Source organism: Pseudomonas sp. P4_B4, from assembly GCF_056402255.1.
The window spans coordinates 26419-51733 of record NZ_JBFUHS010000035.1; the positions used below are offsets into that span (position 1 = coordinate 26419).

Here is a 25315-nt window from a genome sequence, read left to right on the forward strand (position 1 = left end):
TTTTTTTGTTGGAAAGGCGGTGTGATTTTTTACAAAACAGGCGGAAAGTTGGCTTCTCTGGAAACAATACAGCCCCGCAATAGCGGGGCTGTAGGTGATCAGGGATCAATATGACTTTGCGTAAAGTGCCCACGTGTTCGTTTTTCGGCCGGTGAATAAACAGGTTGCGGAGATTCCAGGTTGTTTTAGCGGAATACAGCGAACGGTTACTCCAAGCTCTCCGATGGCTTGTTCAACTTTATTGTCTTCGCTGAAGGGGGCGAGAACAAAGGCGCTAAGTTTTGCGTTCTGTTTGAAGTGCTTTTTGAATTCGTCCAGAGTAGTGACCGTTGTGGTGTTGTCGGACAATCTCTTCTGTGCCGCCTCTAACATGTCTTTTTGAAGGGTTGCCAGTGTTTTCGAGATGTTATTAACTAAATCTTCAGTGTCAAGTTTCAGGAGGATTTTGCAGTTGTTTCGACAGGAATAGGACACCACATTTTGCTCCAGTTCCTTTATGCCAATCTCGATCCGGACAGGGACGCCACGCTTGATGTGGTACCACTTTTTTTCGCCACTGTTCATGTCCCGCCAATCAACACTGGCCCGAAGGTTTTGCCCTTTCAGTTTTTTCCGACAAATTTGCTTTTGCAGTTTTTTGCAGTAGTCATGAATGGCATCTGCATTCTGTTCGTTGCGCACGATCGGGATAATGACGACCTGCGTCGGTGCCACGAGGGGCGGGAGTACTAGTCCATCATCGTCACCATGGGCCATGATCATCGCGCCGATCAGTCGCGTGGATACTCCCCAAGACGTGGTCCATGCCAGTTCTTTTATCCCTTCTTTGTTCACGAAGCGGATGTCTGAACTCTGTGCGAAGTTCTGGCCTAAAAAATGAGAAGTACCTGCTTGCAGGGCCTTGCCGTCTTGCATCATCGCTTCAATGGTGTAGGTGCTGACGGCGCCCGGAAAACGTTCCCAAGAGCACTTTTCGCCCTTGATTACTGGTATGGCCAGGTGCTCGGTAGTAAAGCGCTCATAGATATCCAACATCTTTAGCGTTTCGACCAAGGCCTCATCATGAGTTGCGTGAACGGTGTGACCTTCCTGCCATAGGAACTCCGATGAGCGCAGGAAAATCCGGGGACGCATTTCCCAGCGCAGTACGTTCGCCCATTGATTGATAAGCAAAGGCAGATCCCGATAGCTTTGTACCCATCGTGAAAAGGATGCACCGATGACCGTTTCACTGGTGGGCCTGATGATCAACGGTTCTTCTAGTGTTCCAGCGGGAGTAAGCGCTCCATCCGTTGATTTTTCGAGGCGGTGATGAGTTACAACTGCGCACTCTTTGGCAAAGCCTTCAACATGCTCGGCTTCTTTTTGAAGAAAGGATAATGGAATCAAAAGTGGAAAATATGCGTTTGAATGTCCTGTGTCTTTGATTTTCTTATCAAGTTCTCGTTGAATTTGCTCCCATATGCCATACCCCCAAGGACGGATAACCATGCAACCTCGAACTGGAGAGTTCTCAGCCATTTCCGACTGGGTAATCACTTGTTGATACCAGTCAGAAAAGTTTTCATTTCTTGTAGGTGATATTGCGTTTTTCATAGGACCCTTGCTTTGAAGTCGAAATTGTTATTCGAAATGGTGTCGTAAGGGGTAGGTATATTTATTGAGCTTTGAAATTTCAAGACTTCATGTGTGGTTTTTCATATTTCAGAAATTTCCTTCAGAAGGATCTTTCTTTTTGTAAAGTTACTCCGCTCTTCGACGTGTTCGTCGACCACAAATAGCCCCCAATGCAATCGCTTCGGGGGCTATGGCACTCACTGAGCCCCAAACATCGCCGTCCAGTAAATCCCCGCATCGCTCTTCGGGTCGGTCGCATACGCCGCGCCCAGTTCGCGGAACTGCGGGTTCATCAGGTTGGCGCAGTGGCCAGGGCTGGTCAGCCAGCCTTCGACCACCTTGCGTACGCTGTCCTGCCCGGCGGCGATGTTTTCGCCGATCTGCTGGAAGTTGTAGCCGGCCAGTTCTGCGCGGTCGCCCGGGGTGCGGCCATCGCGGTCCTTGTGATCGAAGTAGTTGTTGTTGGCCATGGAGCGCGAGTTGCCTTCGGCGGCGGTGGCCAGCGTGGCGTTCCAGGCCAGCGGCGCGGTCGCATTGAAAGACTGGGTGCCGCATTGACGCGGCTTGGCCCGTGCGGCGTTGAGTTCGATGAGCAGCTTCTGGCCCTCGGTCTGCCAGTCGCCCAAGCGTGAACTCAGCAGTGGCCGCGCCACGACGATGCGCCACTGATTGTCCTGGCGGCTGACGCCGACATCGACGAATTGCGGGTCGAGGACGATCTGGCAAAAACTCTCCTGAATCGCCTTCATCGCCGAGGCGGCATCGCGAGGCCCGGACAGGCTGATGGCTTGCACATTCTTCATGGGATAACCGGCAGTGGCCATCGCCTGCTGCAGATTACCGATGCTCGAGGCGGTCAGCACCAGGCGTGGGTCGGCCGACAACGGCGGAAGTTCCGATGAAACCTGGCCTGCACAGCGCTGCAGTTGGCTGCGGTAGACGTTGATCGATTCGACCAATTGCGCTTCGTCCGCCGCCACGGCGTGGGCGGCGAATACCAGGCCCAGAGACAAACCGGTCAAACGCATTGCGGATGAGATGAAACCCATGAATATCCCCTTGAGCAGATTGCGCCCATGATGCGCGAAGTTGGTCCATCCAGGACAACGGATTTATCCAGAGTGTAGTGGGGTGGGCGAAATCATTTCACTACTAGACTGAATCGAATCGCTCACCGAGTGACACCGACCATGCGCCTCGACTGGATCGCCACCTGCCTCGCTCTCACGTTGCTTGCCAGCCCGGTGTCCGCTGCGGATCAAGCGCAAAAGCAGCAAGCGGCCGAGAACAAGGCCGAGGTGCTGGAACAGAAAGCCGCCGAGAACAACAACCCCGCACCGGTGCCCAAGGCTGAAGCGATTACCCCGTCCGAAGTCCAGGCCGTCGACCCGGCGGGTGTCGCGCCGCTGGACGACGCGATCACGTGCCTGGCCCGCTCCATTTACTGGGAAGCCAGGGGCAAGGACATCGCCGACATGGAGGCAGTGGCCAACGTGGTCATGAATCGTCTGGGGCATGAGGGCTTTCCGGACACGGTGTGCAAAGTGGTCAAACAGGGTTCAGAGACCAAGAGTTGCCAGTTTTCCTGGTGGTGTGATGGCAAATCCGATTCGGTGCAGGAAGAGGTGCCTTACGCGATGGCCAAGGAAATCGCGCGCAAGGCCCTGAACAAGGAACTGCCGGACCGCACGCAGGGTGCCCTGTATTTCCATGATCGTACCGTCAAACCGGATTGGGCCACGCAATACATCAAGACCGTGGATATCGGTTTGTTCCGGTTTTACAAGCCACATGACGATTCGGCCAGATAATAGCGGCTGTTTCGGCCAGATATTGTTTTTTTTGCTGAGGTTGCGCACGGCGTTATCGAAACTGAAATGTTTCTGTTTTATAAGCTTCACAACGAAACCGTGCGCGAATGACGCCATAAGCAGGAGCTACATATGAAGCTGACGAGGGTCTGGATCAGTAATCTCGCGCCGATCGCGGCGCAGTCGCAGGCGTGCGCCCAATGACCGTTCTGGTCACCGGTGCGGCCGGTTTCATCGGTTTTCATACGGTCCAGCGCTTGTGCGGCGAGGGTCAGGAGGTTGTCGGTATCGACAACCTCAACGACTACTACGACGTGGAGCTCAAGCACGCACGCCTCAAGGTGCTGGAAACTTTGCCGGGTTTTCGTTTCCGGAAGATGGACATCGTCGACAAACCGGCCCTGATGAGCCTGTTTCAAGAACACCGTTTTACCGAAGTGGTGCATCTGGCTGCTCAAGCCGGGGTGCGTTACTCGCTGGACAACCCGGATATCTATGCGCAATCGAACCTGGTGGGTTTCCTCAATGTGCTGGAAGCCTGTCGGCACCATCGCCCCGAGCATCTGATCTACGCCTCGAGCAGTTCGGTGTACGGCACCAACAGCAAAATGCCGTTCAGTGTCGAGGATCCTGTCGAGCATCCCGTTTCGTTGTACGCTGCCACCAAGCGCGCCAATGAACTGCTGGCCGAAAGTTATTGCCACTTGTACGGATTGAAAGCCAGTGGCCTGCGCTTTTTTACCGTCTACGGTCCGTGGGGCCGCCCGGACATGGCGCTGTTCAAGTTTACCGACGCCATCCTCAAAGACCTGCCCATCGACATTTACAACGAGGGGCAGATGTCGCGCGACTTTACCTACGTCGACGACATTGTCGAAGGTATCGCCCGACTACGTCCAAAGCCACCGGTGCCGGAAGGCTCCGCCGCCGGGGTAAACAGGCTCTTCAACATCGGGCGTGGCATGCCGGTGGCGTTGCTGGATTTCGTCGACTGCCTGGAATCCGCCCTGGGCACGCAGGCCCGGCGCAACTATATGCCGATGCAGGCCGGTGATGTGGTCAAGACCTGGGCCGATATCTCGGCACTGGCCGAGTGGGTGGGCTTCAGCCCGCAGATGACGCTCGAAACCGGCGTCGGCGAGTTTGTGAAGTGGTATCGGCAGTTCTATCAGATTTGAAGCATTCGCCTCTGATCTCGAAAAAATCAAAAGGGCGAGAGAGACCCCATGAGCCAAGACATTTTTGTATCCGTACTGATTCCCGCCAAAAACGAAGCGAACAACCTCAAGCCATTGCTTGAGGAAATCCGCGTCGCATTGGCCGCTGAATCGTACGAAATCATCGTCGTCGACGATGGCAGCACCGATGCGACCCTGCAGGAATTGCGGCAGATCCGCCAGAACGGCCTGAACACCCTGCGCATCCTGCATCACGAACGTTCGCTGGGACAGAGCACCTCGCTGTACCACGCCGCCCGTGAGGCCCGCGGGCAGTGGCTGGCGACCCTCGATGGCGACGGGCAGAACGACCCGGCGGACATCCCCGGCATGCTGGCGCTGGTGCGCGGCGAACCGGGCAAGGTTGACGTGCAACTGGTTGCCGGGCACCGGGTCAATCGCCGCGACACGGCGAGCAAACGTTACGCCTCGCGTTTCGCCAACAACCTGCGCCGCCGCCTGCTCAAGGACGCCACCCCGGACACCGGTTGCGGCCTGAAGCTGATCGAGCGCGCGGCGTTCTTGCGCCTGCCGTACTTCGACCACATGCATCGCTATATTCCAGCGCTGATCCAGCGCCATAACGGCCGCATGATCGTCCATCCGGTCAACCACCGGCCGCGCACGGCCGGGGTGTCGAAATACGGCAACATCGACCGCGCACTGGTCGGCATTCTCGATTTGTTCGGTGTCTGGTGGCTGATCAAGCGCACGCGGCTGAACACCATTGCCCAGGAGATCGAAGGATGATGTTGTCTCGTGAAACCCTGTGGCTGATCGTCGGCTTTGCGGGGCAGGTGGCCTTTACCGGACGGTTTGTCCTGCAGTGGTTGTACAGCGAGTACAAGAAACGCAGCGTGATCCCGACCAACTTCTGGTACCTGAGCATCGTCGGCAGTACCTTGTTGCTCGCCTACGCCATCTACCGCCAGGACCCGGTGTTCATCGCTGGTCAGGCGTTTGGCTCCATCGTCTATTTCCGCAACCTGCAATTGATTGCCAAAAGCAGAAGCGTGAAGGAATAAACCATGCGTAGATCGTTGTCGCCCAGGGTCGAATGCCTGGGCCTGATGCTGCTTGCCCTGTTGCTGATCGGCGCGGGAATGGGGCTGCGCCAGGCACAGAATGTGGACGAAGAGCGTTTCCTCGGCGTCGCACTGGAGATGCTGCAAAACGGCTCGTGGCTGATCCCGCACCGGGCCGCCGAAATCTATGGCGACAAGCCGCCGATTTTCATGTGGACGGTGGCGTTCTTCACCTGGCTGACCGGCAAACCCAACATCGCCCTTTATATCCCGGGGCTGTTTTCGGCGGTGACGGTCACGGCGATGGTCTATGACCTGGGCCGTCGCCTGTGGACCCAGCGTACCGGGCGCAACGCCGCGCTGTTGTACCTGGCGACGTACCAGACCTACAGCATCCTGCGCACCGGGCAGATCGACAGCCTTTTGATTCTGTTCACCTCCCTGGGCCTGTACGGTCTGGCGCGACACCTGCTGCTGGGACCTGCGTGGCGCTGGTTTTACGCGGGTTGTGCGGCCATGGGCATTGGCGTGATCACCAAAGGCGTGGGTTTCCTGCCGGCGCTGTTGCTGATTCCATACGCCTATGCGGTGCGCAAAGGCTGGCCCGGCGTGGTGGCGATGCCCGGCGATGCGCGCAAGTGGTTGCTCGGGTTTGCGCTGATGCTTGGCGCCATCGCGATCTGGCTGTTGCCCCTGGCCTTGTCCATCATCGTCAATGGCAGCGCCGACGAAATTGCCTATGCGCGGGAGATCCTCCTGCACCAGACCGCAGGCCGCTATGCCGCTGCGTGGCATCACCGCGAACCGTTCTGGTATTTCTTCACCAACGTGATTCCGCAGTACTGGCTGCCATTGGTGCTGGTGCTGCCATGGCTGGTGCCCGCCTGGCGCCGGCAGTTGCAAAAACGCGATGGTCGGGTGTTGGTATTGCTCGGTTGGGTGGTGCTGGTGGTGCTGTTTTTCTGCATCAGCACTGGCAAGCGCAAGTTGTACATCTACCCGGCGCTGCCTGGGCTGGTGCTGGTCGCCGCGCCGTTGATCCCGTGGCTGCTCAAGCGCTGGTTCAAACGGCACCCGCGTTTGCGTCGGGTGTTCCCGGCACTGGTGGCAACCTGGTTCGCGTTGTGGTTCGCCCGTGGTTTCATCGAACCGCTCAAGGAAGGCACCAACATTGATCAGGTGCTCATGGCGCAGGCTGCGACCATGACCCAAGGCGCCGATCTGGTGCTGGTCAACTGGGAGGAAGGGCACTGGTTGTTTGCCCGTCAACCGATCGTGCATTTCGGCATGGATTACTCCTCCATCGAGAAGGCTGCGCAGTATCTGCGCGAACACCCCAAGGCCTACGCTTTGGTGCCGGATGACGTACTGAGCCAGTGCTTCAAGCCCGAAGCGGCCCGTGAACTGGGGGAAAACTCCCGGGCGAACTGGTCCATCGTGGGCGCGGATGCCGATAACGGCAAATGCCTGCCGCAAGAGGCTGGCAAAGCCTATCGGTTCACCTGGAATGACCCGCATATGCCAGCACCGCCTGCGCAGGTGGCTAATCCCTGAGGGCAAAAAAAAGGGCCGCTTGAATAAGCGGCCCTTTCTCTTCGTTTGTCGCCTGTCACTGACTGGCGTCCAGCACCACGCGGTAGCGTGCCTTGCCGCTGCGCAAATGATCGATGGCTTCATTGATCCGGCTCATGGGAAACATCTCGACCTGCGGCAGGATCTGATGGCGGGCGCAGAACTCCAGCATCATCGCGGTGTTGGCCGGTGAGCCGACCGGTGAGGCGGACAAGACTTTTTGCTGGGGAATCAGGTTGAACACGTGCACCGGTATGGCATCGGGCACGACACCGACAAAGTGCAGGCGACCCTTGCCGCGCAGGGTGGCGAGCATGGCCGTCCAGTCGAGGTTGGCGTTGGCGGTGACCAGGAGAAAATCCAGGGTACCGGCAATGGCATTGAGCGCATCGGTGTCGGTCGAGGCGACCACCTTGTGCGCGCCCAGGCGCTTGGCTTCGTCCTGCTTGCTCAGCGATGAGGTGAAGGCGGTGACTTCGCAGCCCCAGGCGTTGAGGAAGCGCAGCGCCAGGTGACCGAGACCGCCGATGCCCACCACGCCGACCCGGTCGGTGGGCTTGATGCCGAATTCCACCAGCGGGTTGAACACGGTCGAACCGGCACAGAACAACGGCCCGGCCATCGCCGGATCGAGCCCCGCCGGGATCGGCAGAGCCCAGGCCCAGTGCGCGCGAATGCGGTCGGCAAAGCCGCCGTTGCTGCCGATGATGGTCGGTTGCACGGTGCGACACAGGTTATGCGAGCCTTCGATGCACGACGTGCAATGCATGCAGCTGCCCTTGTACCAACCGATGCCCACCCGTTGCCCCAGTTCCAGACCGCGCACCTGCTCGCCGACCCGCACGATACGACCGACCACCTCGTGGCCGGGAATGAACGGGTAGTGGCTGATGCCCCAATCGTTGTCGATCAGCGACTGGTCGGAGTGGCAGACGCCGCAATATTCCACGGCGACTTCCACCTCATCGTTGCCCAACGGGCCGGGATCGTAGCTAAAGGGTTCCAGTGGCGCGCCCGCTGCGGTGGCGGCCCAGCCGGTAAAGGTGGTGAGTTCGCTGCTGTCGCTCATGGGATACCTCCAGATCAGAAGTCAGGGGTCTTGGCCGCTTCGGTGCCGCGGCGGAGCGAGGAAAGTGTAGCGGGTTGCCGGCGTTCCATCGGGCGCGAGCCTGGATACTTGAACATACAAAGGCGCCTGATGTGGACACATTGCAGATACATCAGCGCGGTTTCATGGGCCAGGTCCCACGCTCACAGAGAGATCAGCCATGTTCCGCAAACTGCAGCAGGTCGCCAGATTGTTCAGTCAGAGCGCCCGATTGATGGTGGGCGTTCCCGAGTACGACAACTACGTGGCACAAATGGCCCGCAACCGTCCGGGCGAGCCTGTCATGAGTTATGAGATGTTTTTCCGTGAACGCCAGGAAGCGCGTTTTGGCCGGGGGAAATGTAATACGCGGTGCTGTTGAGGGCGTTGGGCGTACGCGCGGTTCAAAAGAACACGACGCATACGCTCGCCACGGTCACTGTTCGAACAATTGGCGATTGGCCTGTACGAAGTCAGCCACCGTTTGCGGTGCTTGACCGGTGACTTGTCCAATCACGCCATCCACTCCTGAAAAGATTCCGTTCTGGTAATCGACAGCGACTGCCAGGAAGTGCTGGATGACAAATTCCGGCAGATCGTAGGTCTGCAGGTGCTGGCGATACTCCTCCAGCGTCGACGGGCTGTAGGTAATGGTGCGGCCGACGATGGCGCTGATTTCCTCGGCAATTTGCTGATGGCTCAGTTCGACGGGGCCGCACAGCGGGTAGGTCTTGCCGATATGACCGGACGGCTGGGTCAGGAGCCTGGCGATCACACGGGCCTGATCCTCGGCGGCAATCGGTGCGTGCCGCCCGCTACCGTACGGCAGCGTTATCTTGTTTTCCTTGACGATCTGATCCAGCACCCAAGGGAAAATTAGCCATTCGGAAAAGAACGTCGGGCGAATGTGCACAGTGGGCACGCCCGACCAGTCGAGTACACGCTCGGCGATCCAGTGGTCGCGGGCGGCGTGGCTCAGCGAGTCTTCTCGGGCGGAAATCTGCGACATTTCCACCACCACCTCGACGCCTGCGCGGCGTGCGGCATCGGCAAAGTAGGCGGTCGCCTGAATGTAGCCGGGACGAACCGGGTAGCACAGGTACGCGCCTGTCATGCCCTCCATGGCACGCAGGATGTCGTCATGCTCAAGCAGGTCGCCAACGAAAATTTCGGCGCCCTCGCTTTGCAAGGCGGCACTGCGCTCGTCCAGTTGGTGCACGAAAGCCCGCACTGCATGGCCTTCATTGATCAGGTGGCGAACGGTGTAGACACCGGTTTTACCGGTGGCGCCGGTGATGAGGTATTGGCGTGGCTGCAAGGTGGATTCTCCCACTGTAATAAACGAATTGGCGTGGATCAGCTGTCGAAGGGGGCGTTGTCGATCAGGTCGCAGACATTCGGGCAGTCGAAGCCATGGATATGGCGACGTCCGACATCCGCGAGCCCGGTGCCGATGGCCGTATGGGGTTTCTTCCTGGCCACCTCGGCAATGGCTTGGGTAAAGGCCGCCTTCATGCCGATGCGGGGGTAGAGCGCAAGCGTGTCGTCGACCAGAGACGGGGTGATTTCATCCAGATGCAGCCCCATGACGTCGACATGGGCGCCCAGATAGATCAGGGCGATTTCCGGCTGTTTGCGGTCGGCGATGCCGGCGCTGGAGTGCAGGGCAATCGCATCCCAGACCTGTTCGGCTTTCGCCTGCGGATACCCGTTTGCCCGCAGAAAACGACTGGCGGCATCGGCGCCATCGACTTCAAAGCGCTGGTCGGCGGCAAACTCGGGCGTCAGCCCGAAGTCGTGCAGCAGTGCGGCGAGGTAGACCGCTTCACGGTCATACTTAGAGCCCCGACGCTGGCCAAGGAATTCGGCAAACCACCATGTCCGGTGTACGTGATGCAGCAGCGCCTTGGAGTGGACACGCTCCACGAGCGAAGCCGCTTTGCGGGCGAGCTCGGAGTCCGGAGCGCTGAAGCCGCCGATGTTGATGGGTGTATGCATGTTGCCTCCCGAGGGATGAAGTGGACTTGCCGTTCACTCTAGGGATTTGGCGGATGGCACAATTGACTATTTACGGATGATTTGTGCCAATATGGCGCTTTGTACGCGCAGGAGTCAGCCGTGACCAGCAAGACGAAATCCGGCGGTCCATCGATTGGCCGTACGCCAAAACGCGTCGTGATATTGGGCCTGCCCCCCGTGGACGGGCTCGATGTGATCGGCCCGGCCGAGGTGTTTTCCCTGGCGAACAATCTGCACGACGGAGCATTCGCGCCCTATGTACTTGAGCTGGTCTGCGCCGGTGGCGAGCCGCAGATGGCGAGCAGCACCGGCATCGGGCTCGTGGCGCACGCGACCCTTGAGCACGAGCGGCATGCCAACAAGGCAATCGACACGCTGATCGTGGCGACAGGCTGGCAAGCCATCGATCAACTGGACGGGGCGGCCATCGAATGGGTTCGCACAAGGTCCGAAAGCGTGCGACGGGTGTGCTCGATCTGTGTCGGCGCCTTTGCCCTGGCGGACGCAGGGCTGCTGGACGGGCGCCGGGCGACGACGCACTGGCGCATGGCACGCGATCTTGCCGAGCGTTATCCCAAGGTGCAGGTCGATCCGAATCCGATCTGGATCAAGGACGGCAACGTCTATACCTCGGCCGGCATCTCGGCGGGCATCGACCTTGCCTTGGCGCTGGTCAGCGAAGACCTGGGGGATGACGTCGCGCTGGACATCGCGAAAAACCTGGTGCTGTTCCTGCGCCGTCCCGGTGGGCAGGCGCAGTTCAGTGTCGCCCTGCAATCGCAGCAGGTGCCCGGTTCAAATCTGGATGAGCTGTGCCACTGGATCAGTGAGCACCTGAGTTCGCAGCTGACCGTGGAAATTCTGGCAGACCGCTTTGCCACCAGCGTCAGAACCTTGATACGCATCTTCCAGCGGGAATTGCAGACCACCCCGGCCAAGTACGTTGAAGACGTTCGGCTGGAAGCGGCCTGCCGGGAGCTTGAACTGGGCGGACGGTCGATGGAGGAGGTCGCACGCCGATGCGGTTATCACAGCGTTGACGTACTGAGGAAGGTGTTCGTCCGGCGCCTTGGCGTGAGTCCCAGGGAGTACGCGCAACGTTTCGCGCCAGACGCGGGGTAGGGGCGCCCGAGGCTTTCGGAGGATGTCGAGCTGTTCGATGCGCTGGAACTGGCAATTTGAGGATTGCCTCAGAACTCCAGATCGATCACGAAAGCCTCATCGAAATCAGGATTTTCATTGATGCCATTTTTGGCATAGCCCCGGGGGTTGCAGACCACGCGGGTGTTGCCTACTCGATAGTCAAAGCTGCCATGGGTGTGGCCATGCAGCCACAGTGCCGGCTGCCAGTGTTTGATCCGCGCTTCGAGGTCCGAGACAAAGCTTGAGTTGATCGGCGAACCGGTAAACGTCGGGCTGATGCTCGACCGCGTCGGGGCGAAATGCGAGACCACCACCGTGGGCGTGCTGCTGTCGCGGGTGAAGCAGTCTTGCAGCCAGGCGACCGTCTGCAGAAACACCAGCTGGGAAATGGCCGGCGTGAACAGGTCAGGGAAATCGGGGGCAATCCTGATGTGGCTGAAGTCACGGATCAGCTGGGTCGCCAGATCGATGCCCAGCGCCCGATCTTCCGGGCTGTCGAGCAGGCGATAGTCAGACCACAAGGTGCAGCCGAGAAAACGCACGCCGTCGTGGATGTACTCCGAACGTTCCAGAATGTGGATCTGCGTGCCTTGCGCCAGGCTGTTCAACTGTTCGTAGGTGGAGATCAGGTCACTGCCATAAAACTCGTGATTGCCTGCCACGTACAGCAGTGGAACCGGGCACGCTCTGGCCCACTCGATGGCCTTGGCCGGCCGGGCGATGTCTCCGGCGAGCACGACAATATCGGCATCCACGGCGGGAAAAGGGATCGCGTTGACGGACAGGTGCATGTCGGACAGCAAGGCGATGCGCATGGATCAACTCCGGCGTGTGTTGAAGGGCAGGTCAATCAAGTTACGCGTTGATAACCCGTTGTCACAAGCCTGCTGGTCAGCAAAACAAATGTGGGAACGGGTGTACGCCGATGCGGTGCTCACAGCCGATACATATCCGTTTCTGCGGTAACTGCCGCTTATGGTTCCGCCCTTACGGCGGGTCACTTTCGAAGAGCGCGAAAGTAACCAAAGCGCTTTGCCCCTGACGTTCGGTGCCTCGCTGTGGCTCGGCATGCCCTCGCTCCGGTCCTGCTCCGTGGGCCCGCCGCCATCGGCCATCCATGGCCGGCGGCGGCTAACCCGGCATCCATGCCGGGTTGCCCACTGCGCAGAACCTGCGCTCGGCCTCACGAGGGGGCGTTCACCGCAAAAGCAAAAGCAAAAGCAAAAGCGAGGCGGTCGGCCTGCTCGCGAAAAGGTCGACCCGTTTACTTCAAGTACCACCCCCACGGCTGGTCACTGACGTACTCGGTCACCTGCTTGACCTCAAGATAATTGTGCAACCCCCATTGCCCCAGTTCCCGGCCGATGCCGCTGTGTTTCATCCCGCCCCAGGGCGCTTCGACGAAGGTCGGTTGCGAGCAGTTGACCCAGACGATCCCGGCGCGCAGCTGGTTGGCGACCCGGGCGGTGCGCTGCAAATCGGCGCTCATCACGGCGGCGGCCAGGCCGAAGCGGCTGGCGTTGGCCATTTGCAGCGCTTGCTCTTCGGTCTTGAAGCGCTTGATGCACAGCACCGGGCCGAACACTTCTTCGCGCCACAAGATGCTGCTGTGCCCCGGTTCGTCGAAGATTGCCGGCTCAATGAAATACCCTTCGGCCAGATGCGCCGGTCGCCGTCCGCCGGTGAGCAAACGGGCGCCGCTGGCCAGGCCCTGGTCGATGAAACCGAGTACCTTGTCGTACTGGCCCTGACTGACCAGCGGCCCGAGCAGCACGCCGGGCTGCATGCCCGGGCCAATGCTGATCTTGCGGGTTTCTTCCACCAGCCGTTCGATCAGGCGCGGGGCGATGGTTTCCTGCACCAGCAGGCGTGACGTGGCGCTGCACACCTGACCCTGGTTCCAGAAAATCCCGAACAGAATCCACTCCACAGCGGCTTCGACATCGGTGTCGTCGAACACGATGAACGCAGACTTGCCCCCCAGTTCCAGGCTGATGTTCTTGATGTCCCGCGCCGCCGCCGACATGATTTTCGCCCCGGTGGGCACACTGCCGGTGAAGGCCAGTTTGTCCACTCCCGGATGCTCGGTGAGCGGGCTGCCGGCGTCGGCGCCGAGGCCGGTGACCACGTTCAATACCCCGGCCGGCAAGCCGATACGATCGGCGGCGGCGGCCAGTTCCAGGGCGGTCAGCGGCGTCAGTTCAGACGGTTTCAACACCACTGTGGCCCCGGCGGCCAAGGCTGGCGCGACCTTCCACGCGGCCATCAGCAGCGGGTAGTTCCAGGGAATGATCTGCCCGGCCACGCCAATCGGTTCGTGGCGGATGCGGCAGCGAAAGCGCGCGTCCGGCAGGGGCAGCGGTTGGTCCTGCTGTTGATCCAGTTCACGGGCCAACCCGGCGTAGTACCGGAAGCAACCAATCGCATCGCCAATGTCCCACTGCGCTTCGGGCAACGGCTTGCCATTGTCGAGCACTTCCAGTTCTGCCAGCGCCTGCTGACCACTTTCCAGTTCATCGGCCAGCGCCTCCAGCCATTGCCCGCGCTCGGCGCCGCTGGTCTGGCCCCAGCCATTGTCGAAGGCACGCCGGGCCGCACGCACGGCATGGTCGACATCCTCTTCAGTGCCTGCCGCCACGCGGTGGAAGACCTGTTCGGTAGCCGGATCGATCACGTCCAGATAACCGCCCAGGTCCGGGCTGACCCATTCGCCGTTGATGTAGAGCTGATCACGCATGGTGTGACTCCTGGACGCCGGTACGGCGGTTTTGCAGATGGCGGGAAGTGAACAGCAGGGCCAGCGACACGCAGATGATCACCGTGGAAATCGCGTTGATCTCCGGCGTCACGCCGCGGCGGATGGAGGAAAAGATGTAGATCGGCAGCGTCGTTTCGGAACCGGCGACGAAGAACGCGATGATGAAATCGTCGAAGCTGAAGGTGAAGGCCAGCAGGAACCCGGCCATGATCGCCGGGCTGATTTGCGGCAGGGTCACCCGCCAGAAGGTGTCCATCGGTGGCGCGTACAGATCCGCCGAGGCTTCCAGCAGGGCCTTGTCCAAGGAGTCGACGCGACTGCGAACGATCACCATCACCAGGGCCATGGTAAACAACGAATGCGCGGCGATCACGGTGAAGAACCCCATGTTCAGCTTCGGCACAGTCGGCAGCCAGCTCGCCAGCAGCGGGTTGATCAGGTCGAACAGGCTGATGAACGCAATCAGCGTCGAGATGCCGATGACGATGCCCGGCACGATGATCGCGCAGTAGGTCAACGCATCGAACAGCATGCGCACTTTGGCGCCGCAGCGCTGCAAGCCGAACACCGCCAGGGTGCCGAACAGCGTGGCTATCACCGCTGAACTGAAGGCGATCAGCGCGCTGTTGCCCAGTGCTTCCATGATGAACGGGTTGCCGAACGCGGTGCCGAACCATTGCACCGAGCAGCACTGGAACGCCAGGCCACTGCGCCCGGCGTTGAAGCTGAACAGCACGATCAAGGCAATCGGCGCGTAGAGAAACAGGTACAGCGAGGTCGAATAGCTGCGCAACCACATGTCACAGGCCTCCGTCGGCAGGGCGGCCGCCGTAGCGCGCCACCAGTTTCAAGTACACGCCGATGATCAGCAGCATCATCGCCACCAACGTCATGGCCAGCGCACTGCCGAACGGCCAGTTGCGCGATTGCAGGAACAGGTCGACCAGCGCGTTGCCGACAAAGAACACCTTGCCGCCGCCGAGAATGGCCGGGATCAGGAACTCGCCCATCAGCAGGATGAACACCAGCATCACCCCGGTGATGATCCCCGGCGCGGACAGTGGCAGGGTGATCCGGCGGAAGCTTTCGAAGGCACTGGCGCCCAGGTCCGCCGAGGCTTCGAGCAGGCGCTTGTCGAGTTTTTCCAGGCTGACGTAGATCGGGAACACCATCAGCGGCAGGTAGCCGTAGACGATGCCGATCAGCACCGCCCACGGCGTGTTGATCAGCCGCACATCCTCAAGACCCAGGCTGGCCAGCAGCGCCGGGATGCCTTTGCCGCTGAGGATGAAAATCCACGCATAGGTGCGGATCAAAAAACTGGTCCAGAACGGCACGATCACCAGGGTCAGCAACAGCGAGCGGTTCCTTGTGACTTTGACCGCAAGGAAGTACGCCAATGGATACGCCGCCACCAGGCACACCAGGGTGCCCAGCGGCGCGAGCATCAGCGTGTTGCTGAATGCCGCGCCGCGAGAACCGAGGTTCAGGTAGTTGGCCAGGGTGAAGCCACCGGCGTAACCGCCCACAGCGCTGCGCTCGCCAAAACTGAAGACCAGGATGATCACCAGTGGCATCAACAACAGCAGCAAGAACCACAGGGTCGAAGGCAAGAGCATCAGCAGGGTGATGCGCCGGCCGAGGCTGCGCCGTTGGCGAACCTCGACCGACAGGGCATGGCCCGGCTGCACCGTTTGCGGGTGGGCGGCGGCATTCATGGGTGACTCCTCATTGGCCATGGTCAAGCGATCAGGCGGACTTGAAACGCGCCATCAGTTCGGCGCGGGCCGGGCTGGTCAACGTCGCGGCGGCACCGAACTCCAGCGGGCTCAGGGCCTCGGCGGCCGGGTACATGATCGGATCGTCGAGCATCGCCACCGGCAGCAGCGCGTCGACACGCTTGTCGCCGCTCGGGTAGCCGTGGCTCAGCACTTCGAGCTTGTTGTGCTGCGGATCGAGCAGGTAGTTGATGAAGGCGTAGGCGGCGTCCTTGTGCTCCGAGCTTTTCGGAATCGCGAAGAAGTCGCTCCACAGCTCGCCACCTTCCTTGCCCAGTTCGAACTGCATTTGCGCGTTATCGCGGTGCAGTTGCGAGGCGTCGCCGGTCCAGGACATCGCCAGCCAGGCATCGCCGCTGCGCATCGATGGCTGAATGTCGGAGTTGATCGCGAACAGGTGTGGCTTGACCTCGATCAGCAGCTTTTCCGCGTCGGCCAGTTCTTTCGGGTCCAGGGAGTTGAAGCTGTAGCCGAAGCTCTTCAGCGCGTTGCCGATGGCGGTCAACTGGTAGTCGTGGACCATCGTGCGGCCGCTCGCCGGGCCTTGGGCGGCGGCCCAGAATTCCTTCCAGCTGGCAGGGCCGTTTTTCAGCTTGCCGGCGTCGTAGAGCATGCCGGTGGTGCCCCAGTTTTTCGGCACCGCATAGACCTTGCCGTCCACCGTGCCCTGGGCCATGAACTTCTGCTGGAACGCCGAGGCGTCGAAGTTGGGAATGCGCGACAGGTCCAGCGGCTCGATCAGCCCCAGGCCGACGTAGGTGCTGATGGTGTAGTTGGTCGGCACCAGCACGTCCCAGCCACTGCCGCCGGCCTGCAATTTGGCGAGCATTTCTTCGTTGGAACCGAACACGCTCATCGACACCCGGGCGCCGGTGGTCTTGCCGAAGGTGTCTAGGTTTTCCTGGCTGTGATAGTTCGGCCAGGTCGCCAGCGACAGGCGATCACCGAGTTTGGTTTGCTCGGCAGCCTCGGCGGTGGAGGTCAGCAGGCCGGGCATGTTGGTGGCGACCACGGCGGCGGCGATCCCAAGGCCCGTGCGGCCAAGGAACTCGCGGCGACTGATCGAGCCGTTCTGCCAGCTGCGCAAGGTTTTTATAAAAGTCTTCTGGTCCATAGCACGCTCCACATCCGGTTGATGAAACGAATCGATGATTTACAACGCCATGGCCAGGCCATTGGCGTGATCCCAGCCGACGCGCACTGGCGCGCCGTGTTCGAATGCATTGGCGCCATGGTCCTGCTGGCGCGGCACCCGCACGCAGACCACGCCGAAGGCCTGGGTGCGCACGCGGTACTCGGTGGAATTGCCCAGGTAGATGCGATCTTCGACGCAGCCCGGCAGCTTCACTTCCCGGGTCATCTCGGCGTTGGCCCCGGCGATGCTGATCAGCTCCGGCCGCACCGCAATGCAACCGGCGGCGTTGGCGCTCAGGCCTTTGCCGGTAGGTGTCAGCGGGCTGGTCAGCTCCAGCCCTTGCTCGGTACGCAGTACCACCGAGTTGCCGTTGAGCTGGCGCACAGTGCCGTCGAACAGGTTGGACTCGCCGATAAAATCAGCCACGTAGCGGCTGGCCGGGGCTTCGTAGAGTTGTTCCGGGGTGGCGGTCTGGATGATCGAACCGTTGTGCATCACGCTGATGCTGTCGCTCATCGATAGGGCTTCTTCCTGGTCGTGGGTAACCAGCACGAAGGTGATGCCGACCTCGCGTTGCAAGCGCAGCAGTTCCGATTGCATCTCCTTGCGCAGCTTGCGGTCCAGCGCGGCCAGCGGCTCGTCGAGTAGCAACACCGTTGGCTTGTTGACCAAGGCGCGGGCGAGGGCGACACGTTGTTGCTGGCCGCCGGACAGTTCACTCGGCTTGCGCTGGCCAAAGCCGCTCAGGCGCACCATCTCCAGTGCTTCATCGGCCATGCGCAGTTGCTGCTTTTTGTCCGGGCGCGGGGTGCGATAGCGCAGGCCGTAGGCGATGTTCAGCGCCACGGTCAAATGCGGGAACAGCGCGTAATGCTGGAACACCATGTTCACCGGCCGCTCGAACGCCGGCACACCGGCCACACTTTTACCGGCTAGGCGAACCTCGCCGCTGGTGGGCTGTTCGAAGCCGGCGATCATGCGCAGGGTGGTGGTCTTGCCACAGCCCGAGCCGCCGAGAAAGGAATGAAACGAGCCACGCCGCACCGCGAAATCCAGACCGCTGACGGCCTGCACCTCGCCATAGCGTTTGACCACATTGCAGAATTCGATATCGCTTGACGGGGTGTTGTTCACGAGGCGGGCTCCCTTGCAGTGATGAATCAGTGCGTCGGGGGCCAAACTAGCAATCGGGGTTTTGCGGTGTATATATCCCTTGGGGGATAGGAGGGGGCAGGCTCAACGTAAAAGTACGTCGGATGTTTCCTGTATTTCCATCATGATTTCAGCGCTGGCAGGTTGCTTGAATCCAATCATTCAGTACTGTTTAAACGTGCGCGTTTAAGCGCTGTAAGCGTTACTTCCCGCAAGCTACAACACCTTGCGTCGTTGCCTACAGGTACGCCAGAATCCGCCGGCTTGTGCGCCTTGGGGGTGGGTTTTATCGTTTGTCGGTCGCTGGAAAACAGCGATCGGGTTTGGTAGCCCGTCTTCGTTCTAGGCGCATTGCGCCACCTTGATGCAGTCATTTTTTGGGACTGTGTTTTATATGGTGGTCATGCGCGGGGCTCCCTTGCGGGCGCCGGGTTCTAGTGCGACCGGTCTACCAACCCGCGTGTGGCCGCCACCCTTCGTTTGGTAGCGAGGGTGATGGCTCTTTACTATTCGCGCTAGAGGTTCATTCCATGTTCAAGGTCACACCCAATCCCCCGGACACCGATCCGGCATCCCCATACGAAAGCCACGATCTCAATCCCGGCCCCCACATCATGGCGATGCCGCGCAAGCCCGGCACGATGTTCATCGTCAATCCCGAACTCAACACTGAAACCTTGCTGGTGCATGCCTGTGAATCGCTGGCGTCGGCCAATGTCATGGCCAACGATCTGGTGGATCATCTGGAAGGGACGAACCGCAATGCGCTGTTGGGTATTGCGCAGGTGATCATGCTGGGTGAACTGGCGGTAAACCGCGCACTGGATCAACTCGACCCACCTGAATAATCGCGACCCGAGCTGCCGAAAGCTGTGATCTTTTCTAGATTTGCTTGGGATTGCCGAGAATCAAGACAAAGGGATCGCAGCCTGTGGCAGCTCAGAGAGTTGCAGTCGAAGATGTCGAACAGTCGGCTCTTGATCGGTCCTTTGTCTTCAGCGTCGGCCATGGGGCGGTAGCGTTCGAGTTGCGTTTCGTTGAGTTTAAAATTTACGCTGAAACGTCACGTACATTTTTCCACCGCTATTTTTTTAGATCCTGCTCCTGTATTCTTTGAAGTCGCACCGGATCTTCAGAACGAAGCACATCAAGGTAATGGAGAGTGGGCTTATCTTTGTTGATAAAAACCAGAAACCCAACAGCATCTGCAAAATTAAAGCACCCAGAGCGGCTTTTAATGATTTTTTGAGGTGCTGAGTTTTCTAGTGAGTTTGCTGATGGGTATCTATCAAAGATTTCAATTTCTCCTATTTTTCCCAGGAAAAAATCTTTCCCAATACCAGTCTCAAATATCTCTTTAGTGTCAAATGAAAAAAATGACTCTCTCCATGTATTTGAATAATCCTGCGCAATCTCATCGTAGTTCTCGGTAAGTTGTGTATTTAGCCCGCATATAGCGGTGGATACTCTGGCGCCATTATAAATATTTCGTACGTCAAAGTAGGCGCAGTCAATTAGTATCTCGTTCTCCTTAGGTGTCAGAGTGTAGTAGAACTTATATCTAGCACTCGCGCGCAGTGCAGGGGAGTCATTTATGGTTATTAGTTTTCGGTCGAAACCTTCTTTGTCGCCAACTATATTCTTGTAGATCACTTCGCTATTGCTATCGCGCAGTATGATACTTCTCGGAGTTTGCCCGCTCACTATTTCTCTAGATGCAGCTTTTGAACAGGCTAGAAGTAGTAGCGATAGGAGTAGGGGAAAGTATTTAGTCATGTTAAAACTCCATGGAAAATTTTGATGTCTGCTTTAAAATGGCAGGCGAGAAGTGCGTATGTGTCTTCTCGTATTGCATTAAAAGCTCATCCACATCAATTGGACTACCTAGCTTCGCCAACTGTCCATCCAACCCCGCCGGATGAAAGTGAAACACCTTACCCTGCACCGGCAACCCCTCGCTGTCCGCCTCGTCCCCCTAACAAATCAATTGCTTGATCCGCTTTTTCTCCGCCAGCCAGTTCAAATGCGGCGTCGAGCCGCTATGGTCGAGTAACTCATCCAGCGCCTCCCACTTCTGTGGCTGTTGATTCCACTTACTTTCTGTGTGGGTGATCAGCGGTGAGAACATTTACTTGATATTCTCGCAATTATCTAGGTCACTGCATTTTAACCATCCTTCGGTCACTGCCACCCCCGAAAACCTAAATTCAATCCAATCCGAACCATCATCGTCTTTGAAAAAGTCGAGCAGTGTGACCTCGTCTCCTTGGACTAAATATTTTTTTGTATACCTTGCAGCCTCTGGCGAAGAAAAAATAACGGCTTTAAATGATGAAACCGTAGCGCTCAATGGAGTTCTACGCTCATGATCAACATTATCGGAAACCAAAAGCCGAGTAATTGACCCATCCGGGTGATACACCTCTCTCTTTATTTCTCCACACCCAACGCAACTATCTAGAATCTCAAGCTTAACTACCCCATCTCTAATGTGATATAAATATTCACTCCATGTCGAGCCATCCCTGTAGGAGCTGGTGATATAATCACCTCCGATTCTAAAATTACACAAAGCCCCATCATCGAAAATTAATTCATCTAAAGAATTGCTGGCGGCTCTGTATTGCAATACCTTATAGCAGATATTGATGCTGTCTCCTTCTAGACGAAAAATTACTTCTCCTATTCCATCTCCATCTAAATCCTCAATATAAACATTGCTATAAATCCCTTCGATTTGCCTCATGAAATTAGTAGGTGGCGGCAATGAATAAGGAATCCCTTGCAAAGAAACCGAAATCGCAAGAGGTGTGCGATTATCAATTTTTAGAATAGGCAGAGAAGGGTCAGCATTAACCCCAAAAGAAAGAAAGCATAGCGCCAGTGAAAGTCCAGCAGTTAATACCGGTTTCATGGTGTTCATTTATTTAATCCCCACTCTTCTCTAATCGCTTCGTATATTTTTACTCGTTCATGCAGTCCATTATCACCACCATTTACCGCCAACGTAACGAGCCTGACATTGTCGGGCTCGTTGTCTATAAGGATGTTAATGTTTCCACGTGCATTGTGTCGTCTACTTACCGCGCCGTTGTGCCGCCAGTACCAACATGAAACATCTATGGCATCAAACATGTTTTCGGCAATTAAGTTTGGCGAGCGTACAAAGTCAACTCCTCTGTAGCTCGAGTAAGCTGCATAATTATTTTTCCAAGTGAGCTGAATTAGACCTCTTCCTTTATATCTAGGGCCATCACCGATTTCCGTATTCCCGCTGGCTGCAGCATTGACATGCCTGCCAGGGTCGTACTGCTCACCTGACGCAAATTCTACAGTTGTTTCGAAGCCCGCTGACTCGTGAAAACACTGAGCAATAAAATGTGCTTGTTGGTGCGGGCTTGTAATTTGATATCTCTCAAAAGCTTTATTTAAACTAGCAACAAATTCATACTTGTCATGTTTGTGTATTAATGGATATCTCGCCTTGAATTCGTTAATAAAGTTGCGTCCACCTCCTCGTCCCGTAAACCAATTGCCAGATTTCCCCGTGACTTTTTCTAACAGTTCCACAGTAATTCTTCTTTCAGTCGTGTTGAGCAATCCACTCACCCCCACCGGATGAAAGTGAAACACCTTCCCATACACCGGCAACCCCACTTTCTCCGCTACCTCACTCCACCAACTTATCTGCTTGATCCGCTGCTTCTCCGCCAACCAGTTCAAATGCGGCGTCGAGCCGCTATGGCCGAGCAACTCATCCAGCGCGTCCCACTTCTGTGACTGGTGATACCACTCACTTTCCTTGTGAATGATCAGTTCCGATATCGATTGCGCATGGGCCGGCAGGCGGATGGCTGCCTGCAGTTCCTCGGCGGTCATTTTGCCGTCGCGGTTGCGGTCGATGATGTCGAAGAGGCGGCTCTTTACCGGTCCCTTGTCTTCWGCGTCGGCCATGRGGCGGTAGCGTTCGAGTTGCGTTTCGTTGAAYTGGCGGATGTTGCTGAAGAACGAGGCGAGGGCATGTCGRGGCGTGCCGTAGTCGTAGATGATGTCGTAGCCTTCCGAGGACCTGAGCAATTCACAACCGTCGAATATCCCAACCCAGCGCTCGAGTATCGACACCTTTTTTGGCCTAGGCCTTCAGTACCTCGCCAATGCTCGGCAAGTTGCCATCGAGGTTGAAATAAATCGACGGTTGGCCACCCCAGGAGATAATGTCGTCAAATTTCTTGGTCTAGGTGATGACGTTACAAAAAATCCCCCCATGTAGTGAATTTTATTCGTTGGTACCAGGGATTTTCTGCTGATCAAAATTTATACGTTCTATTCCTTGATAGGCTTTGTCGACCAAGTAATTTACTCCGGGTAAAGTGCAGCTCTTACTAAACACCTCTCTGTCACTCTCCCTGGCAACGACTTTGTAGCCTCCAAGCCCGTAACTTTCAAATGAGTAAGTGTATTTTCCGTTTGTGAAGCGCAATGCTACTGCAACGCTTTCAAGATTATTGGATTCATAGATTTTAAATTTTTCTTTGGGAGGGCTTTTTTTCTCTGGAAATTGCATTTCCAATTTTTGTGCTTGCCTTCCATCAATTGGCAGTCCATAGCGATATTGCACATAACCGGTCTCGGGCGAAACGTTATTTTTAGCGCATATAGAAGCCACTGGGCCATCATAATCATGCTCATCAGGACCGCCATCCAATGCGCAACTTATGTATATTGTTTCTCCCGCTCTACACATCGTGGTATCAATATCGACATAAGGGTCTTTCGCCCAAGCAGCTTCCCCTATGATCAATGAAGTCAGGAGGTATAAGTTTATAGTCTTAATCATTGAAGGAATCCTTCATTCCAAATGCGAGCGAAATGCATTTTTCTTTCTGGATAGGGGGCTCTGTTTAGTCATGTTAAAACTCCATAGATAACTTAGATGTCTGTTTTTGAATGACCTCAAATTTTTTTGCATAGGAGGCAGTCAACACTTTTTCGTCGTTGCCATTTATGATCTTTCTTGCCGGCGAGTATTCCACTCTATTGATATTTAAGTAGTTGGTCAGTTTCTTTTCTGTGAAAATTCCTTCAGTCATGCCGATAATCATAATAGGTCTGGAGTACTCGGATTTTGCCGCAGCGTCTGGATTTGAAACAAAGTCAAAAGACAGCAAGTCTGAGAATTTTCGGTAATTATTTTTTCATATCAAGTGGATGCGGCCGCGACCTCTAATATTACTGATTGTCGATAAATAAATATCGATGATTTTCACTGTCATACCTGTAATCCGAAAAGATATCGGATTTAGTACTGTAGCAGTTAAGTCGAACCTGCGAGCGCTCCTTTTTGCTTTCGATATTCTGATATATGGTGGTCATAAAAAATCCAAAATCACATCCATGTAACTGAGGATTGAAAGTCTGCACGATCTCTCCGGTCGTTTTGTCTATGATATTTACTTTGTTTATATAAGCTCCATTTTCATCTTCTTGGTAAATACCAATAAAGCCATGTGCGGGAGTTTGACCCCAGAAAGGGATTTCGATTTTTTCTGTAGTGATTTTCTGCTTGCGTTCGCTATCGAATGAGCTGGTGTGTTTCAATAGTACTTCGTAGCTTTTTTTTTCGCCTTGCCAGACACCGACAAGGTCATCTCCGTTTTTTGTCAATTTGAACGAACAGGAATGCATATTAAATCCGTCATTTCGCCCTAGATTCAGGTATGTTTCATATTCTCTATTATTGTGAATCTCACATAGCTCAATCGATGATGAACTGTATCGCCCGTACAAAGGGATTGAAGCGAGATGCTTGTCATAATAATAGCTCCCCCTTATATTTTGACCGCTGCCATAGTCGTCGTATTTCTGAAGAGAGATATGAATCTGATAAGGTCCAATGCTGCCTTTGTAGTTGTCAATTACGTACCAGTCCGCGCGAATATTAATTGATGTGAATAGAAGAGTTATCGCAATAAGCGAGTTTCTGCCTCTCAGAAAAAGACGTAGAGTGTCTGATGTTTTAAAGGTAAGCAGATGTTTGGGTGTGTTGCTCAGTTCCGCGAAGAAAAAAGCCTGTGGTTTTTTTATTGGATAAGCCATTTTTCTCTCCATATTTTTTCGAAGTTTTCTCGGCGTTCGGGATAGCTATGCGTGTGTTTGTTTATAATCTCGGTCATCCTGTCAACAGCATTGCTTGTTGCTCCGGAGTCTGCGATGTTATATAGGTGATTATCTATCCAAAAGTAAGCTGCAGACCTTACTGCATATTTCGCCTCAAGGAGTGAATTTGGATTCTCGACAAAGTCTATTGGATCATTGGGCCAGTGTTTTTTATGCCATTTATTGAATTTGTTGTAGTTGCTTCTACCAGTTAGTTGCTTGAGGCCACGACCTCTGTATTTCCAACCATCACCAGTGAAATAATCTCCATTTCCAAGCAGGCCTCCGTAAGCGCGATTTGCTATCTCTTCATGGTCTATGCTGGTGATTTTTTCACCAGCAGCATTAATAGTCTTGCGAGCACTATCCGCATAGCCGAAAACTGTTGCTTTGTCAGGGTGACGTCCGAAATATCCAAATGTGCCAATTAAACCTTGTTTTGAATAAATAAAAGACTCTTCAATGCTGATATTTACCCCGGTTTCGTGCGTAACTTGTGCCCAAAAATGGGCGCGCCTTAAGTCGGTGTCAAGCTTATAAAGCTCTATATGCTCGTTCAATTCATTTATTATTTTTTGCATTCTAGGAAACATTGATGAGCTTGACTTCGAATATATTTTTTTCATCATGCCCAAGGTAAAACAATAAGCCTTCTGGCTAGAGAAATGTCCCACCAACCCCACCGGATGAAAGTGAAACACCTTCCCATACACCGGCAACCCCACTTTCTCCGCCACCTCACTCCACCAACTTATCTGCTTGATCCGCTGCTTCTCCGCCAACCAGTTCAAATGCGGCGTCGAGCCGCTATGGCCGAGCAACTCGTCCAGCGCGTCCCACTTCTG

The 25315-nt window shown here is 56.2% G+C and carries 26 protein-coding genes; 8 read left to right on the forward strand and 18 right to left on the reverse strand.

Going from position 1 to position 25315, the window contains the following annotated elements:
- Nucleotides 1-105: 105 nt before the first annotated feature.
- Entirely contained in the window at nt 106-1596 is a 1491-nt protein-coding gene (proS, locus tag AC1DVE_RS26170; protein ID WP_223533274.1) for a proline--tRNA ligase, read from the reverse strand.
- A gap of 218 nt (nt 1597-1814) precedes the next feature.
- Nucleotides 1815-2666 carry a CAP domain-containing protein gene (locus tag AC1DVE_RS26175; RefSeq protein WP_223456769.1) on the reverse strand — a complete coding sequence of 284 codons (852 nt, stop codon included), beginning with the start codon at nt 2664-2666 and terminating at the stop codon, nt 1815-1817.
- Nucleotides 2667-2807: 141 nt separating this feature from the next.
- Between AC1DVE_RS26175 and AC1DVE_RS26180 the strand changes: the two genes are divergently transcribed.
- The 5 genes from AC1DVE_RS26180 (at nt 2808) to AC1DVE_RS26200 (ending at nt 7224) form a co-directional block, all read left to right on the forward strand.
- Nucleotides 2808-3428, forward strand: coding sequence for a cell wall hydrolase (locus AC1DVE_RS26180; protein ID WP_223456771.1), 621 nt, complete (start codon nt 2808-2810; stop codon nt 3426-3428).
- A gap of 200 nt (nt 3429-3628) precedes the next feature.
- The gene (locus AC1DVE_RS26185) at nt 3629-4606 is read left to right on the forward strand and encodes an NAD-dependent epimerase (RefSeq protein ID WP_223456773.1); all 978 of its coding nucleotides are present in this window, start codon (nt 3629-3631) and stop codon (nt 4604-4606) included.
- A gap of 48 nt (nt 4607-4654) precedes the next feature.
- Entirely contained in the window at nt 4655-5395 is a 741-nt protein-coding gene (locus AC1DVE_RS26190) for a glycosyltransferase family 2 protein (protein WP_223456781.1), read from the forward strand.
- Complete coding sequence (locus AC1DVE_RS26195) at nt 5392-5670, forward strand: lipid-A-disaccharide synthase N-terminal domain-containing protein (protein ID WP_223456783.1); 279 nt, start codon at nt 5392-5394, stop codon at nt 5668-5670. The genes AC1DVE_RS26190 and AC1DVE_RS26195 overlap by 4 nt, the downstream gene beginning before the upstream one ends.
- Before the next feature lie 3 nt (nt 5671-5673).
- On the forward strand, nt 5674-7224 hold the full coding sequence (locus tag AC1DVE_RS26200; protein WP_223456785.1) for an ArnT family glycosyltransferase: 1551 nt from the start codon (nt 5674-5676) through the stop codon (nt 7222-7224).
- A 55-nt stretch (nt 7225-7279) separates the two neighbouring features.
- Here AC1DVE_RS26200 and ahr read toward each other — a convergent pair whose 3' ends face one another.
- On the reverse strand, nt 7280-8311 hold the full coding sequence (ahr, locus tag AC1DVE_RS26205; protein ID WP_223456787.1) for an NADPH-dependent aldehyde reductase Ahr: 1032 nt from the start codon (nt 8309-8311) through the stop codon (nt 7280-7282).
- A 199-nt stretch (nt 8312-8510) separates the two neighbouring features.
- On the opposite strand from ahr, the gene AC1DVE_RS26210 reads away from it, so the two are divergent.
- The gene (locus tag AC1DVE_RS26210; RefSeq protein WP_150814436.1) at nt 8511-8711 is read left to right on the forward strand and encodes a YbdD/YjiX family protein; all 201 of its coding nucleotides are present in this window, start codon (nt 8511-8513) and stop codon (nt 8709-8711) included.
- 54 nt (nt 8712-8765) lie between these two features.
- On the opposite strand, the gene AC1DVE_RS26215 is transcribed toward AC1DVE_RS26210, so the two are convergent.
- The gene (locus tag AC1DVE_RS26215; RefSeq protein WP_223456789.1) at nt 8766-9647 is read right to left on the reverse strand and encodes an NmrA family NAD(P)-binding protein; all 882 of its coding nucleotides are present in this window, start codon (nt 9645-9647) and stop codon (nt 8766-8768) included.
- Nucleotides 9648-9685: 38 nt separating this feature from the next.
- Nucleotides 9686-10327 carry an HD domain-containing protein gene (locus AC1DVE_RS26220; RefSeq protein WP_477784321.1) on the reverse strand — a complete coding sequence of 214 codons (642 nt, stop codon included), beginning with the start codon at nt 10325-10327 and terminating at the stop codon, nt 9686-9688.
- Between the two features lie 120 nt (nt 10328-10447).
- Here AC1DVE_RS26220 and AC1DVE_RS26225 point away from each other — a divergent pair, with 120 nt between their 5' ends.
- The gene (locus tag AC1DVE_RS26225; protein ID WP_223456793.1) at nt 10448-11470 is read left to right on the forward strand and encodes a GlxA family transcriptional regulator; all 1023 of its coding nucleotides are present in this window, start codon (nt 10448-10450) and stop codon (nt 11468-11470) included.
- A 68-nt stretch (nt 11471-11538) separates the two neighbouring features.
- On the opposite strand, the gene AC1DVE_RS26230 is transcribed toward AC1DVE_RS26225, so the two are convergent.
- From AC1DVE_RS26230 to AC1DVE_RS26255, 6 genes are all read right to left on the reverse strand, one after another.
- The gene (locus tag AC1DVE_RS26230) at nt 11539-12306 is read right to left on the reverse strand and encodes a metallophosphoesterase (RefSeq protein ID WP_223456794.1); all 768 of its coding nucleotides are present in this window, start codon (nt 12304-12306) and stop codon (nt 11539-11541) included.
- Between the two features lie 449 nt (nt 12307-12755).
- Nucleotides 12756-14228, reverse strand: coding sequence for an aldehyde dehydrogenase family protein (locus AC1DVE_RS26235; protein ID WP_223536692.1), 1473 nt, complete (start codon nt 14226-14228; stop codon nt 12756-12758).
- Complete coding sequence (locus tag AC1DVE_RS26240; protein ID WP_057715265.1) at nt 14221-15048, reverse strand: ABC transporter permease; 828 nt, start codon at nt 15046-15048, stop codon at nt 14221-14223. Before AC1DVE_RS26240 ends, AC1DVE_RS26235 begins: the two co-directional genes overlap by 8 nt.
- A 1-nt stretch (nt 15049) precedes the next feature.
- The gene (locus tag AC1DVE_RS26245; protein WP_057715264.1) at nt 15050-15967 is read right to left on the reverse strand and encodes an ABC transporter permease; all 918 of its coding nucleotides are present in this window, start codon (nt 15965-15967) and stop codon (nt 15050-15052) included.
- 31 nt (nt 15968-15998) lie between these two features.
- Entirely contained in the window at nt 15999-17141 is a 1143-nt protein-coding gene (locus AC1DVE_RS26250; protein WP_223456800.1) for an ABC transporter substrate-binding protein, read from the reverse strand.
- Nucleotides 17142-17180: 39 nt separating this feature from the next.
- A complete protein-coding gene (locus AC1DVE_RS26255; protein WP_477784322.1) occupies nt 17181-18296 on the reverse strand; it encodes an ABC transporter ATP-binding protein in 1116 nt (371 codons plus the stop codon).
- 548 nt (nt 18297-18844) lie between these two features.
- On the opposite strand from AC1DVE_RS26255, the gene AC1DVE_RS26260 reads away from it, so the two are divergent.
- On the forward strand, nt 18845-19162 hold the full coding sequence (locus AC1DVE_RS26260) for a DUF6124 family protein (RefSeq protein ID WP_223456804.1): 318 nt from the start codon (nt 18845-18847) through the stop codon (nt 19160-19162).
- 235 nt (nt 19163-19397) lie between these two features.
- Here AC1DVE_RS26260 and AC1DVE_RS26265 read toward each other — a convergent pair whose 3' ends face one another.
- The 7 genes from AC1DVE_RS26265 to AC1DVE_RS26295 form a co-directional block, all read right to left on the reverse strand.
- The gene (locus AC1DVE_RS26265; RefSeq protein ID WP_223533269.1) at nt 19398-20090 is read right to left on the reverse strand and encodes a hypothetical protein; all 693 of its coding nucleotides are present in this window, start codon (nt 20088-20090) and stop codon (nt 19398-19400) included.
- 199 nt (nt 20091-20289) lie between these two features.
- Nucleotides 20290-20442, reverse strand: coding sequence for a hypothetical protein (locus AC1DVE_RS26270; RefSeq protein WP_223456808.1), 153 nt, complete (start codon nt 20440-20442; stop codon nt 20290-20292).
- Complete coding sequence (locus tag AC1DVE_RS26275; protein WP_223456810.1) at nt 20443-21237, reverse strand: hypothetical protein; 795 nt, start codon at nt 21235-21237, stop codon at nt 20443-20445.
- Nucleotides 21234-22436, reverse strand: coding sequence for a glycoside hydrolase family 19 protein (locus AC1DVE_RS26280; protein WP_477784323.1), 1203 nt, complete (start codon nt 22434-22436; stop codon nt 21234-21236). The genes AC1DVE_RS26275 and AC1DVE_RS26280 overlap by 4 nt, the downstream gene beginning before the upstream one ends.
- 154 nt (nt 22437-22590) lie before the next feature.
- The gene (locus AC1DVE_RS26285; protein ID WP_223533267.1) at nt 22591-23151 is read right to left on the reverse strand and encodes a hypothetical protein; all 561 of its coding nucleotides are present in this window, start codon (nt 23149-23151) and stop codon (nt 22591-22593) included.
- A gap of 392 nt (nt 23152-23543) precedes the next feature.
- The gene (locus AC1DVE_RS26290; protein ID WP_223533266.1) at nt 23544-24410 is read right to left on the reverse strand and encodes a hypothetical protein; all 867 of its coding nucleotides are present in this window, start codon (nt 24408-24410) and stop codon (nt 23544-23546) included.
- The coding region (locus tag AC1DVE_RS26295) for a glycoside hydrolase family 19 protein (RefSeq protein ID WP_477784324.1) at nt 24395-25315 on the reverse strand (921 nt) is incomplete at its 5' end. The genes AC1DVE_RS26295 and AC1DVE_RS26290, both read right to left, overlap by 16 nt.

Excerpts from the sequence above, each read along its gene's own strand:
- proS (WP_223533274.1), bottom strand. The coding sequence starts at position 1,596 with ATGAAAAACGCAATATCACCTACAAGAAATGAAAACTTTTCTGACTGG.
- AC1DVE_RS26175 (WP_223456769.1), bottom strand. The coding sequence starts at position 2,666 with ATGGGTTTCATCTCATCCGCAATGCGTTTGACCGGTTTGTCTCTGGGC.
- AC1DVE_RS26180 (WP_223456771.1), top strand. The coding sequence starts at position 2,808 with ATGCGCCTCGACTGGATCGCCACCTGCCTCGCTCTCACGTTGCTTGCC.
- AC1DVE_RS26185 (WP_223456773.1), top strand. The coding sequence starts at position 3,629 with ATGACCGTTCTGGTCACCGGTGCGGCCGGTTTCATCGGTTTTCATACG.
- AC1DVE_RS26190 (WP_223456781.1), top strand. The coding sequence starts at position 4,655 with ATGAGCCAAGACATTTTTGTATCCGTACTGATTCCCGCCAAAAACGAA.
- AC1DVE_RS26195 (WP_223456783.1), top strand. The coding sequence starts at position 5,392 with ATGATGTTGTCTCGTGAAACCCTGTGGCTGATCGTCGGCTTTGCGGGG.
- AC1DVE_RS26200 (WP_223456785.1), top strand. The coding sequence starts at position 5,674 with ATGCGTAGATCGTTGTCGCCCAGGGTCGAATGCCTGGGCCTGATGCTG.
- ahr (WP_223456787.1), bottom strand. The coding sequence starts at position 8,311 with ATGAGCGACAGCAGCGAACTCACCACCTTTACCGGCTGGGCCGCCACC.
- AC1DVE_RS26210 (WP_150814436.1), top strand. The coding sequence starts at position 8,511 with ATGTTCCGCAAACTGCAGCAGGTCGCCAGATTGTTCAGTCAGAGCGCC.
- AC1DVE_RS26220 (WP_477784321.1), bottom strand. The coding sequence starts at position 10,327 with ATGCATACACCCATCAACATCGGCGGCTTCAGCGCTCCGGACTCCGAG.
- AC1DVE_RS26230 (WP_223456794.1), bottom strand. The coding sequence starts at position 12,306 with ATGCGCATCGCCTTGCTGTCCGACATGCACCTGTCCGTCAACGCGATC.
- AC1DVE_RS26235 (WP_223536692.1), bottom strand. The coding sequence starts at position 14,228 with ATGCGTGATCAGCTCTACATCAACGGCGAATGGGTCAGCCCGGACCTG.
- AC1DVE_RS26240 (WP_057715265.1), bottom strand. The coding sequence starts at position 15,048 with ATGTGGTTGCGCAGCTATTCGACCTCGCTGTACCTGTTTCTCTACGCG.
- AC1DVE_RS26245 (WP_057715264.1), bottom strand. The coding sequence starts at position 15,967 with ATGAATGCCGCCGCCCACCCGCAAACGGTGCAGCCGGGCCATGCCCTG.
- AC1DVE_RS26250 (WP_223456800.1), bottom strand. The coding sequence starts at position 17,141 with ATGGACCAGAAGACTTTTATAAAAACCTTGCGCAGCTGGCAGAACGGC.
- AC1DVE_RS26260 (WP_223456804.1), top strand. The coding sequence starts at position 18,845 with ATGTTCAAGGTCACACCCAATCCCCCGGACACCGATCCGGCATCCCCA.
- AC1DVE_RS26265 (WP_223533269.1), bottom strand. The coding sequence starts at position 20,090 with ATGACTAAATACTTTCCCCTACTCCTATCGCTACTACTTCTAGCCTGT.
- AC1DVE_RS26270 (WP_223456808.1), bottom strand. The coding sequence starts at position 20,442 with ATGTTCTCACCGCTGATCACCCACACAGAAAGTAAGTGGAATCAACAG.
- AC1DVE_RS26275 (WP_223456810.1), bottom strand. The coding sequence starts at position 21,237 with ATGAACACCATGAAACCGGTATTAACTGCTGGACTTTCACTGGCGCTA.
- AC1DVE_RS26285 (WP_223533267.1), bottom strand. The coding sequence starts at position 23,151 with ATGATTAAGACTATAAACTTATACCTCCTGACTTCATTGATCATAGGG.
- AC1DVE_RS26290 (WP_223533266.1), bottom strand. The coding sequence starts at position 24,410 with ATGGCTTATCCAATAAAAAAACCACAGGCTTTTTTCTTCGCGGAACTG.